The organism is Glycomyces lechevalierae, assembly GCF_027622945.1.
In the GTDB taxonomy this organism is placed as follows: Bacteria; Actinomycetota; Actinomycetes; order Mycobacteriales; family Micromonosporaceae; genus Glycomyces; species Glycomyces rutgersensis.
The window spans coordinates 162,260-174,439 of sequence record NZ_JAPZVQ010000009.1; the positions used below are offsets into that span (position 1 = coordinate 162,260).

Annotated in this window: 9 protein-coding genes; 6 read left to right on the plus strand and 3 right to left on the minus strand. The window is 66.5% G+C overall.

Annotated features, from left to right (window positions below; genetic code table 11):
- Positions 1-522 precede the first annotated feature (522 nt).
- Complete coding sequence (locus O2L01_RS15780) at positions 523-1,869, minus strand: dicarboxylate/amino acid:cation symporter (RefSeq protein WP_270122924.1); 1,347 nt, start codon at positions 1,867-1,869, stop codon at positions 523-525.
- 329 nt (positions 1,870-2,198) lie between these two features.
- Between O2L01_RS15780 and O2L01_RS15785 the strand changes: the two genes are divergently transcribed.
- The 6 genes from O2L01_RS15785 to O2L01_RS15810 all read left to right on the plus strand — a co-directional run bounded on the left by O2L01_RS15785 (position 2,199) and on the right by O2L01_RS15810 (position 9,507).
- Positions 2,199-2,639 carry a fluoride efflux transporter FluC gene (locus O2L01_RS15785; RefSeq protein ID WP_270122925.1) on the plus strand — a complete coding sequence of 147 codons (441 nt, stop codon included), beginning with the start codon at positions 2,199-2,201 and terminating at the stop codon, positions 2,637-2,639.
- Positions 2,636-2,998 carry a fluoride efflux transporter FluC gene (locus tag O2L01_RS15790; RefSeq protein ID WP_270122926.1) on the plus strand — a complete coding sequence of 121 codons (363 nt, stop codon included), beginning with the start codon at positions 2,636-2,638 and terminating at the stop codon, positions 2,996-2,998. Before O2L01_RS15785 ends, O2L01_RS15790 begins: the two co-directional genes overlap by 4 nt.
- 232 nt (positions 2,999-3,230) lie before the next feature.
- Positions 3,231-5,765 carry a S8 family serine peptidase gene (locus tag O2L01_RS15795; RefSeq protein WP_270122927.1) on the plus strand — a complete coding sequence of 845 codons (2,535 nt, stop codon included), beginning with the start codon at positions 3,231-3,233 and terminating at the stop codon, positions 5,763-5,765.
- A 225-nt stretch (positions 5,766-5,990) separates the two neighbouring features.
- Positions 5,991-7,670, plus strand: a complete 1,680-nt coding sequence (locus O2L01_RS15800; protein ID WP_270122928.1) for a hypothetical protein — start codon at positions 5,991-5,993, stop codon at positions 7,668-7,670.
- A complete protein-coding gene (locus tag O2L01_RS15805) occupies positions 7,667-8,389 on the plus strand; it encodes a hypothetical protein (protein WP_270122929.1) in 723 nt (240 codons plus the stop codon). Before O2L01_RS15800 ends, O2L01_RS15805 begins: the two co-directional genes overlap by 4 nt.
- Before the next feature lie 647 nt (positions 8,390-9,036).
- Positions 9,037-9,507, plus strand: coding sequence for a lamin tail domain-containing protein (locus O2L01_RS15810; protein WP_344469296.1), 471 nt, complete (start codon positions 9,037-9,039; stop codon positions 9,505-9,507).
- Positions 9,508-9,918: 411 nt separating this feature from the next.
- On the opposite strand, the gene O2L01_RS15815 is transcribed toward O2L01_RS15810, so the two are convergent.
- Both O2L01_RS15815 and O2L01_RS15820 read right to left on the minus strand, forming a co-directional pair.
- Positions 9,919-10,302 (minus strand): hypothetical protein, encoded by a 384-nt coding sequence (locus O2L01_RS15815; RefSeq protein WP_270122931.1) that lies wholly within the window; start codon positions 10,300-10,302, stop codon positions 9,919-9,921.
- The gene (locus tag O2L01_RS15820) at positions 10,299-11,735 is read right to left on the minus strand and encodes a hypothetical protein (RefSeq protein ID WP_270122932.1); all 1,437 of its coding nucleotides are present in this window, start codon (positions 11,733-11,735) and stop codon (positions 10,299-10,301) included. The genes O2L01_RS15815 and O2L01_RS15820 overlap by 4 nt, the downstream gene beginning before the upstream one ends.
- Positions 11,736-12,180 lie beyond the last annotated feature (445 nt).

Genomic DNA, 12,180 nt, shown 5'->3' on the forward strand with positions numbered 1-12,180 from the left:
GGGGACTGAAACCACTGCTTCGTCAAGGCAGTGGTCTCGGAAACTCGTCCGGTTTGGGTTTCGGCCAGAGGCTTGGCGTAGTCTGCTTGCACCTAATAGCCACCTGTACGTTTTCCGTATCCCTGTGCGTACATCAATCATCCCTCGCACCACCCCGCACCGTCATCACCCACAGGGGTACAAGACCCTCACATTCGCCCCAACCCCGCTGCACCCCAAGCCAACAGACCAGCCCCGGCCGCACCCCACCATCGCCGCCTGACTGAACCCCTATCGCCACCACGCCCGCCACTCGAAATGGGACCCCGATCCCACCCCTCCGTCGCTGCCAGGGTTAGCCGCAACCCACCACAACCACCAACCCGCAATCCGACCCAGCCGCTGCCGCCCAGCCGATGCGTCAACCCCGTATGCCGCTTCCCAGTCCCCTTGGTGCGCACCGCGCCGTCCGACCCGCGCGATGAAACGGGGGCCGGTCCGATACGGACCGGCCCCCGGTATTTCAGGAGAGAGGATAAAGCCTTAAGCGGGCTGCAGCGCGGGCTCGCCCTTGCGCTGCGGCGCTTCCGAACCGTTGAATGCCGACTCGACGTCCAGCGGCACCGGCTTCGCGTCGTACACCTCGCGGTCGAGGATCTTCTCCGACTTCGCCACGATCACCGGCACCACCATCTGCCCGGTCACGTTCGTGGCCGTGCGGATCATGTCCATGATCGGGTCGATCGCCAGCAGCAGACCCACGCCCTCCAGGGGCAGGCCCAGGGTCGAGAGCGTCAGCGTCAGCATCACGGTCGCGCCGGTCAGGCCCGCCGTCGCCGCCGAGCCGATCACCGAGACGAACGCGATGAGCAGGTAGTCCTGGATGCCCAGCGGCACCCCGTACACCTGCGCCACGAAGATCGCGGCGATGGCCGGGTAGATCGCGGCGCAGCCGTCCATCTTCGTCGTCGCCCCGAACGGCGACGCGAACGACGCGTAGTTCCGGTCCACACCCAGCCGCTCGGTCACGATCCGCTGCGCAAGCGGCAGGGTGCCGACCGACGAGCGCGAGACGAACGCGAACTGGATCGCCGGCCACGCCTTGCGGAAGAACTGCACCGGCGAGACCTTCGCGACCAGGCGCAGCAGCACCGGGTAGACCACGAGCATCACGATCAGCGCGCCGACGTAGATGTCGACGCTGAACACCGCGAGCGGCTCGAGCAGGTCCCAGCCGTACGAGAACACGGAGTTCCCGATGAGCGCCGCGGTGCCGATGGGCGCCAAGCGGATCACCCACCACAGGGCCTTCTGGATCAACGCCAGCGCCGACTCGTTGAACTTCAGGAACGGCTCGGCCTTGGCGCCGAGCTTCGTGGCGGCAGCGCCGACGACGATCGCGACGAACACGATCTGCAGCACGTTCACGTTCAGGAAGGCGTCCACGACGTTCGTCGGGATGATGCCGGTGAGGAAGTCCGTCCACGAACCGGTCGTCTCCGGCGCGGCGGCTGGACTCGTCAGCGTCACGCCCTCGCCGGGGTCCGTGGCGAGGCCGATCCCCAGGCCGATCGCGACCGCGATCGCCGAGGTGAGCGCGAACCAGCCGAGGGTCTTGGCGACCAGTCGGCCCGCGTTCGCGAGGTTGCGCAGGTTGGCGATCGAGGCGACGATCGCGGTGAACACCAGGAACGGGACGATCAGGAACAGGAGCTGCACGAACAGCGTCCCGATCGTCTCGAGGGTCGTGCCGAGCCAGGCCACGGACCATTCGCGGGCCACGTAGCCCAGGACGAGGCCGAGCGCGAGGCCGATCAGGAGCTGCCAGGCGAACGGGATCTTGAAGCGCTTGCGCGGCTTCACATCGGTTGCTTCCGCGGTTGCGGACATGGTGAACCTCTTCGATGCAATGGGCGGACAGCACGCGGCAGGGCGGCACGCGGCTGCGGGAGTTTCAGGGAGACGCCGGCGTGGGCTCAAGGCCGGCGGAAGGAAGGGTCATCGGCGAGCCCGCCGGTGAAGAGGTGCGTGCTAACGACAGAGCACGGTCGACACGCGGCAGAAGTCGAGGTGACGCCTGCGTGTCAGGTGCTGGTTCGTGATCGTGTAGCGCATAGCGAGTCAACGTTAGCGGTTCTCGCATAACGGGCGCAAGCCCCAGTGAGGGACCGCATACGGCGCGGCGCGGGGGAATAACCGGCGGGTACTAGATTCGGGACGTGCCCGAATCCCAGCGCCCGCCCCTGCGCCGCATGCTGCGCGCCGTCTCCGTGCCGTCCCTCGTCGCAGTGGCCGCGGGCGGCGCGATCGGCGCCCTCGCCCGGTACGGCCTCACCGTCGCGTTCCCGGCCGCGCCCGGCGAGTTCGACCTGGCCACGTTCATCGCCAACACCGTCGGCGGCCTGCTCATCGGCGTCCTCATGATCACCGTCACCGAGGTCGCGCCGGGCCTCAGCGGCATCCGGCCCTTCGTCGGGGTCGGCATTCTCGGCGGCTTCACCACGTTCTCGACGTACATCGTCGACATCGGCCGGGCCGCGAACGTCGGCGCGACCGCGCTCGCCGTCGTGTACGCGTTCGCGACGATGGCCGCGGCCCTCCTCGCCGCCGCCGTCGGCATGTACGGCACTCGCCGCCTCCTGGTGCGGGGCCGCTCATGACGCTCCTCCTCATCGCCGCCGGAGCCGCGGTCGGCGCGCCCGCCCGCTTCCTCACGGACCTCGTCGTCGCCCATTACGCGGGCCGGTTCCTCCCCTGGGGCACGTTGGTGGTCAACGTCTTCGGCTCCGGCCTGGCCGTGTTCCTCGCGGTCGCCGTCGCCGACCCGGGCTGGTCGGCGCTGCTCGTCACGGGCTTCTGCGGCGCGCTGACCACGTACTCGACGCTCTCGTACGAGACGCTGCGGCTGGTCGAGGACGGGCGCTGGCACCACGCGCTGTGGAACGTGGCCGCGAACCTCGCGGGCGGCCTCGGCGCGGGCCTGGCCGGGTTCGGCCTCGCGCACCTGATCACCGGCTGACCGGCGCCGCGAAGGCCCGATGTCAGACCCACCGGGCACCCTTGAGACTGGGGGCCCAGGGGTGCCCGTTTTGCAGGGCGGCGCCCGACTCGTCCCTCCGATCCCGACACGCGCCACCGTCAAATGCGCGGTTCCGGCACCTCCATACCCGACGATCGAGGTCCTGCCAAAGCTGCCGGTCGGGGGCCCGGACTTCGGTCCCCCGACCGGCACGACTCGAAGGGGACCCCTGATGCCGGGAGGCTTCCGCGCGCTCGCGCGCCAACGATCCGCACCGCACCGCTTCCCGACCCGACCCGCCGCGTTCCTCGCGGCCGCCGTCGCCCTGCCGCTCCTGGCCGCCTCGGCCCCTGCGGCGCAGGCGAACCCGGACGAAGGGCCCGCGCAGGTCTGGCTGGTCGAACTCGCCCCGGGCGCGGGCGAATCGGCGCTCGACGCCGCTGCCCGCGGGCTCGACTACACGGTCCGGCACGACTTCTCGCGTGTGTGGAACGGCGTCTCGGTCGAGACCGACCCAGCCACCGCGCGCCGCCTCGAGCGCCTCGACATGGTCGAGCAGGTCTGGTCCGACGTGCGCTTCCGCGGCCCGTCCCGCGTCGACATGGCGGGCCCCGAGGAATCGGCGCAACCCGAACTGGCGCAGGCGATCCAGACGACCCGCGCGGCGGACGCGCACACGCGGGGCATCACCGGCGAGGGCGTCAAGGTCGGCATCATCGACACCGGCATCGACTACACCCACCCCGACCTGGGCGGCTGCTTCGGCTCGGACTGCCGGGTCGCGTACGGCACCGACTTCGTGGGCGACGAGTTCGACTCCGACGACCCCGAGCACGCCGACCCCGCCCCCGACGACGACCCTGCCGACTGCGCCGGCCACGGCACGCACGTCGCGGGCATCGTGGGCGCGAACGGCCGCGTCACCGGCGTCGCCCCGGACGTCGAGTTCGGGGCCTACAAGGTGTTCGGCTGCAGCGGTTCCACCAGCTCCGAGGTCATCATGCAGGCGCTCGAAGCGGCGCTCGACGACGGCATGGACGTCGTGAACCTCTCGCTCGGCCAGTCGTTCCAGTGGCCGGGCTACCCGACGGCGGTCGCCGCGGACAAGCTCACCGAGGAGGGCGTCACGGTCGTCGCCTCGATGGGCAACGACGGCGACGCCGGCGTTTACTCCGGCTCCGCGCCGGGCGTCGGCTCCGAGGTGATCGGCGTGGCCTCCACTGACAATCCCAAGCAGCGCATGGACGCCGTGTACGTCGAGGCACTGGACCGCAAGGTCGGCTACCGGCTCATCGACGACACCCCCGAGCCCGAACCGGGCGCGCTCACCGACCCGCTGGTGTGGCTCGGCCGCGCGTGCCCCGACGACGCCTCCGAAGGCGACGTCGCGGGCAAGGCCGCGCTGATCGTGCGCGGCTCCTGCACGTTCAAGGTGAAGTACGAACGGGCCGTCGCCGAGGGCGCGACGAGCGTCGTCATCTACAACGACCGCTCAGGTCCCTTCGGCGGCAGCGGCATCGCGGACGGCCCCGTCCCGGCGATCGGCATCACCGACACCGACGGCAAGGACCTGCACGACCTCGCCGCGATCGGCAAGGCTCCCGTTCTCGAGTTCACCGGCAAGACCGTCCTGGTCGACATGCCGCGAGGCGGCCTCGCCTCCTCCTTCACCGCTTATGGTCCCGGCCCGGACCTCTCCTTCAAACCCGACGTGTCCGCCCCCGGCGGCGGCATCTGGTCCACCGTCCCCGTCGCCGACGGCTCCTACAAGTCCCTTTCCGGCACATCGATGTCCTCCCCGCACGTCGCCGGCGCGGCCGCGCTCCTCCTCCAGGACGACCCGCGGCTCGAACCCCGCGACGTGCGCACCCGCCTCGCCAACTCCGCCAAGCCCGTCCCGTGGGGCGACAACCCGGACCTCGGCGAACTCGAAGCGGCCCACCGCCAAGGCACCGGCGTCATCGACGTGATCGACGCCCTCGACGCCGAGGCCTGCCTCTACCCGACGGGCGTCAACACCGGCGACGGCACGGGCCCGCGCACCTTCGAGCTCCAACTGACGTCACGCGACAGCGAAACCCGCACGTACAAGCTCACCCACCAATCCACCATCGCCACAACAGGAGACGAACGAGACCCCGGCTTCAACGCCGCCGAACCCAAAGTGACCTTCGAACCGAAGACCCTGGACCTCCACCCAGGCCAAACCGCGACCATCGAGGTCACCGTCGAACCGAGCCCGGACCTCCCCTTGGGAAGCGTCTTCGGAGGCCGCATCACCGCCCGCCCCGACAACGGCGAGTCCCTGACCGCCGCCTACTCGGGCTACCAAGGCGACTACCTGTCGATCCCCGTCCTCGAACACCCGGACTTCCCGAAGCTCGCGGCCGTCGTCGGCCAAGACCCGGAAACTCACGAGTTCGACTACCGCGACATCGAAGACGGCGAAACCTTCAGCCTCACCGAAGGCCCCGACCTCGCCGCACTCGTCTTCCTCGGCCACCAAGTCGCCGAACTGACGATCACCGCCGAGAACGCCGACACCGGCGAACGCATCGAATGGGAGCCGGAGCAATACCTCCAACGCTCCCCCGGTCCCGACGACGCCATGGGCATCCACCTCCAAGACCTCACCGCCGAACAACCCGACGCCCTCCAACCGGGCCGCTGGACCCTCGAAGTCAAGGTCCTCAAAGCCCTCGGCGACGAATCCAACCCAGCCCACTGGGAAGCCTGGCAATCACCAACCTTCACCCTCACCAAATAACCCAACAACCAACGCGCCCCACCGGCCAACCGGTGGGGCGCGTCGCTGTCCAGCCCCACACCCCCTGGCGCACAGCCCAACCCGTGAGCACCCGCTCACGCGCGTACCCCACGCACGACACGTCTGGGATATAACTGACCGCGACTCCCAAAATCGACATGAGAGACGATCCCCCATGTACGCACCGCCCGCTCCTCTCAGTCCCACCGCAATCGGAGCGCTGCCATGGCAGTAAGCCGCGCGGGAGGGTCCAGCCGCGGCCCCAGTCAGCACTTCAACGAGGTTCTCACCGCGCTCGACGGATTCCACCAGGCCCTGGCCGACCGTTATATGCGCAAGGCTTGCGAGGCCCTGAACAGGTCGACGACCACGTCCCTCCCCGGTCCTGCCAACACCGGCGGCGACGGCGGGCCAGTACTAGAGCTCACCGAAGCCGATCAGGCACACGTCGCGTACTGCGAGATCCAGCGGTGGTTCGCGGAGAACGAAGTCGGAACCCGCTTCGACTCCATCACCTGCTCGGGCTATGTGCCACAGCAATACCTCACCGACGGCTCCAGCACCCAGGGCTTCACCTGCAAAGCCCCGGAGCTGTTGACCTTGGCCGCCGAATGGGCGACACAAGACCGCGAATGGATCCAGGAGCGCATCCCAAAGTTCTCGATGCAGCAGATTCCCGCGCTGCGAGCGGCACGGGACGCCTTCGTCAACGCCGCACAGGCATTCGGGGCGAGTCCGGAAGCAGGGAGCGACGGCTGGGACACCAACGGAACCTTCACCCTCGACGGAGTCGGAAGCAGCTTGCCCGAAACCATCGACGATATCGCCTACTCCGAACTGAGCCCCCCGCCTGCTTGGCTGGCCGGTTGGACGGGCGCGGCCGCTGAAGGCGCCGCTCTGGGGTTCTTTCACACCATCACTGCGACGCTGCACAATCACGCCCTCATAGCGAACGCTCTCGGATACCTGATCAATCTCAGAGCCACGATCATCGACGAGAATCGGCGCAACACCCTCGACCTCATCGGCTCCGCCACTGAAGCACTAGGCGCGACGGCTACGACTGATGTCGACCTCACCAAGCGTTGGGCGGTCGTCGAGGGCATCGGGGCGGCCATCTCCCTGGTTCCAGCAGGGGCCACGGTCGGCGCTCCGATCGTTTTCGTGGGATGGCTTGGTGCACAACTGAAACCAACGAAGAAGGAGACGAACTTCGCCTCCGATCCACTTGAAGTGGCGACGCGGCTTTCCGATGCTATCGACGAAATGAAACGTGACATCGAGTACAGCGAGGCTGACTACCGATCGGAGTCAGGGCAGGTTGAGAGCGCTATCGGATCGGCCAGACTCGAAGTTCTGGAGCTGTACGACATCACGCAGAACAATCCTGAAGGAACCGCGGGCAGCGACGCCGGGTTCAGCGCCGACATCGACGAGATGACCGGCCTTGCTTCGACTTGTTACGGGATCGCCGAAGCCTACGAGCAGATTCGCTCGCAACTCGGGGACGTCTATGACGGTGACGCGCACCTGAAGGACCAAGATGGCGACGCGACTGAGGCCGACACTCGTGTGCTCGCCATGCGGGAAGACTTCTTGAACTTCATCTCTACTGCGATAGGGCGATATTGCCTCGCCGGCGAACAGATCGAAGAGGCCGCTCGCACGTACGCGGAGTCCGACGACCAGGCCGCAACGAGCTTCGAAGCGTGGGAAGACGAGACTGGGGACATTCAAAGCGATCCTCCAGTCGCCCACGATGAATCCGAGGGCCTCGCAGCGGCTACCGATCGCACCAGCGAACCTGGGGCTCAGGACGAGACCCCCGATGACGATGCAGAAATCGCCTACGACCCCGAAGGTTGGGACCATCCAACACCAGAACCGCAGCAAGGACCGGCATGATGAACAGGTCGCGAACCTCATTCGCCCATCTCTCACGGATTGCCACGACCACCGGTGCCGCTGCATCGATGATGCTTCTCGTTTCGCTCTTGACCGCTTGCACCGACCCCGAGCAGGGATCGCTCGAAAGCCCTTCCGAGACTGAAGCAAGCCAGAAATCGCCAGATGACGACCCTAAGTTCGTCATGGAGATTGACCCGGATGCCTGTCCACCCGCAGGTGCACTGCCCGGTGAGTATGCAGCGCCGGAAGATATCGGATACCAGGAAGATTTCTCCACGCCAAACTCCTATGAGACGCTGTCATGTTCATACAGAGGCGGCGTTGAAATTTTGGACGGACTCGACTCCATCGTCCTGGCATCCGGTGGCACGGACGTGATCATCACGGACGGATCGCCCTTGATCCCACTATTTCAAGGAACCGCGGTCGACTTCAACCAGGCGTCCGGAGCAGAATACTTCCAAGAATGGGATCAAGTCGTCCAGGATGTCGAGACTGACAGCAGCTACTTCATGGAAGAAAGCTCAGCGATAGTCTTCAATTTCTTCGCAAACCTCGACAATCTTTACGTGACAGCCAGCTTCGTGTTCGTGGTACCAGATGAGCTCGTCCTGAATAGTGGAAACGAGGTCGCCAAGGCAGAGGTCAAGACTGCTGCCTACGAGATTCTCGGTGCGCTAGTGCCTCCTGTTGTGGATGGGCTGGAGCGAGAGTAAACGGAGAAAGGTGCCGCCAGGTGAAGCCCGGCGGCACCCCGTAACCTTCACGCATTCAGAGACCTGGATCGGACAAGATCGTCGGATTTGCCCCTGGTTACTGCACCTCGGAGATAAACGTGGAGCAGGCGCTACGCGGTCGACAGCAACCTGAGGGTAAGGATCATGGTGACCGGAGGAGGCAGTGACGGCAGGGCGTGGGTGTGATTGCTTCCTGGCGGTTATGTCGTGACCCCCTACCAGGTGCGACCGGTTCTCGATCGCCCAATGTCGGCGGACGCGGTTTGCCTTGGCGCTCATGGGAATTCGACACTCACATGATCGCTTGGGCCGTGTCCGCGTTGCTATTGCGACCCAACCGATCCCACACCAGCCGGGCTACGAAACACCCGATACGCGCACGAGCCCTTGTCATTCATCGGAATCACGACATAGCCGTCAGAGAGCAATCACGCCCAACGGCCAATAGGCAACCTGCGGGAATAGCGGTGCTACAGGCGGCGACAGGTGCAGGCACGCGTCCCCACAGCAATTCCGAGAAGCGCTAACATTTATCCTCAGTCGCTCGAACATGCACACGAGATGCGATTCGAGCCTCCCCTTGACTTCAGAACAATGAGGACATTCTGGTGCTTAAGAAGACGCTTATGGTCGTCGGCCTGGCCGTCGCCACCCTTGTTGCCACCGCGACCCCGGCCTCCGCCACGGAGTACTCGTCGGCCCTCAAAATCCAAGGAGTCCAGTACAACGCGCCCGGCCGCGACGACAACCGCTGCGTGGGAGGGAACACCTCCCAGGAGTACCTGACCATCAAGAACTACTCCAAGACTGCGACGGTCAACCTCCGGGGCTACCTGGTGAAGGACGCTGCCGGCAACAGCTTCAAGTTCACCGCCGACCACTACCTCCAGCCCGGCGACTACGTCCGGCTTCGCGGGGGCAACGGCAACGATTCGGACGGGAACAACGTCGTCTACCGGGACAACTGCAACTTCATCTGGAACAACACCGGCGACTCCATCTATCTCTACAAGCCGACGGGCGCGGGCGCGGACTCCCACTCCTACACCCCGGCGCGCGATGACGCCGACGGCAACGGCTACGTAACCTTCCACTGAGCTCCCCATCGCGCAGCGCTCAGGCGCACTGCATGATCGGGTGGCTGCGGGACTGGCCCGGTGACGCGCGACCTCGGCGATGCGGACGCCGCTACCATGGAATTCATTGATGCGGTTATCGCATCAATGAATTCCATGGATCACTGAGTCACGCGGGGGAACCCTCGACGGGTCCAGGGCGCGGGCGAGTTTACCCAGGTGAGGGGTTTGCCGATCCGGTGGTCTGAGAGGGCCGGCCGAGCCGGGTGTACCGCCCCGACCTCACACCAGCGAAAGGCGATCTGGTCTTGTGGGAGGAGATCTTCGGGCAACGGCACCCCTACCGGGGCCAAATCGAGGGCATTCCGGCGCAGGGCCTGGACTGACCAAGGTGCGGGCGGCGAATGCCGCCCGCACCTTTTGTCGGTTCGGCTAGCGGTCGCAGATCTTGGTATTGGCCCGCCAAACTCCTGCCGCGCATGCTGTGAGGGCCGGTTCGTTGGCCAAGGCCCATTCGGTGTGGAAGGGCTCGGCTATGACGAGTCTTGGGTTGGGTGTTTCAAGGTTGATGATGTGGCCGATGGGGGGTGGGTGGATCTCCTTGAAGGTCAGGCGGAAGCGGGTTTGGCCGAGGACTAGGGAGTACTGGACTTGACGGTCGTCGATGGTTTCGGTGGCGAGGATGGGGAGTCCTGCCAGGTCGATCGGGAGGACTTGGTCCGGTGGGTCGGTGTGGCGGACTGGGAGTGGGATTGCCTGCAGGGCTTTGATGTAGCGGGCTCGGATGCGGCGGGTGGTGTAGCGGTCGGGGATCATGCGGCGGCTCCGGACGCGCTGCCGGTGGTGAGGATGAAGGTGGCGCTGGAGTCGAAGGCGTGTTCCCAGCCGGCCATGTAGGAACCAGTGCGCGGTCTGGGCGAGGGGCGTGGACGGGTCTGGCGGGGCTGGGTCCGCCAGTGGGTGGCCGCGCTGGGCCTGGTCGCGCTGGTTCGGTTCGCACTATCGCGCACGGCAGCAGCGAGGTCGGTGCTGGTGCGGGTACTTCGGTCGGTGATCAGTTTTCGGGCGGCGCGGGCGCCTTCGACGGCAGCGGCGAGCGCGGCACCCGGGAGTTGGGCGGGAGCCGACTCGGCCGGCCGCGTCCGTTCGCTCCCTTGATCGTTGGGACCTGGTTGGGCCGGGATGGGATGCGGCGCAAGCGGTTGGGGTTGGCGGTGGTGTCGGTTGAGCGGCGCGGGCATGGGCGCGAGTCCGATGGCGAGGACCCACAGCAGCCGTCGCAGGACCCACAATGCGCGTTCGCGCAGGTAGGGCTTTTCGGGTTGGAAGTGGGCAGCCCGCAGTTGGGCGGAGTTGGCCATGAAGCGGTCGAAGGCGTCTTCTCGGAGTTTGGAGAACCGGTACTCGCCGGTGGAATCAGAGCCGGACCGGACGTCGTTTTCGCGTTCGCCGTTGTCCTGTTCGTCGCTGTGGTCGCTCTGGTTGCGGCTGTAGCCGCTGATCCAGCCTGCGTCGCCGGGGCCGCCGCGGTCCCAGGAGCGCCGCGCAGGGCGATCGGCGTCCGGGGACGGGCTCGGCCGTTCAGTCCGCGCGCCCCAAGGTCGTTGCGACTCTTCGGGTTCGCCGGGTTCGGAGGGCACGGGTCGGCCGCGCGAACCCCACGGCGGCGGTCGATCTGAGCCGCCGCGGCCCTGGGAGTCGCCTCGTTGGTCGTCGTCGCGGCGAGGCTGACCGAATCGGGTAGGCACTTCGGTCGCCTCATCCTGCGGCGGTTCGGGTTCAGGCCAGTTGGCGGTTCCTGGGAACCAGGCGCCCTTGGGTGGCACCCAGCCTTCGGCGGGGAGCGGGTCGGGGGTTTCGTCTCGGCGGTGGCGACCGGTCCGTTCGTCCTTGTACCAGCCCGGGGAGCCGAACGGGCCCGGGTCGTAGGGGTCGTACGGGCGGTTCGAGTCGATGATCCAGGTGTCGCCTGGCTTGTGGCGCAGGTGCATCGGCTCGTAGCGAGGGCTGCGTGGGTCGGAGTCGGGGGCTTCGAGGTCGCAGCACGCCGGGTTGTGCTGGTAGCGGTACGCGCCGGGGCACATCGGGTCCGGCTCACCGTCGGCCAGGAACAGGCGACGGCCCGCCCAGTCGTAGTAGCCGTCGCCCTCACCCTGACCGGAGATCTTGCGCAGCGGCGCACCAGGGCCGAGGTGATCGTGTTGGTAGAACGGCTCCTGGACCAGGACGCGCATCCGCGCCTGGTTCACCGTCGTCGCGTTTTGATGAGTTGCGCCACGCCTGTTTTCGCGTAGGGTGGACTCTGCCATGGGAGGCTCGCCTTCCTTGGTTGGAAGGTGGGCCGCCGATCTGATTTTGCGGTCGAGAGGCGGCCCACCGGTCATATTCAATTGGTTCTTCGACGTGCGATTCGCACGTGAGTTCAGGCTGACACAGCTTTTCGCGCATCTGCAAGCGCGACACACCCTCGTGTGCAAAAGCGTCTAGAAGCCCCCGCCCACCCCACCCTCACCAGCCGTGTTCGTGTACCCCGCGACAGGTAGTACTCCGCTACCCTGGGTTGCGCCCGTAGAAGATTCCTGGCATTTCCCTCGGAGGACCCCATCCGAACCTCAACACGCCCGCGCCCCCGCGCGCCTCAAAGCACCCCGTCCGTCCGGCCGATTCCTTCTGGATCTCAAGGAGACAGCCGCA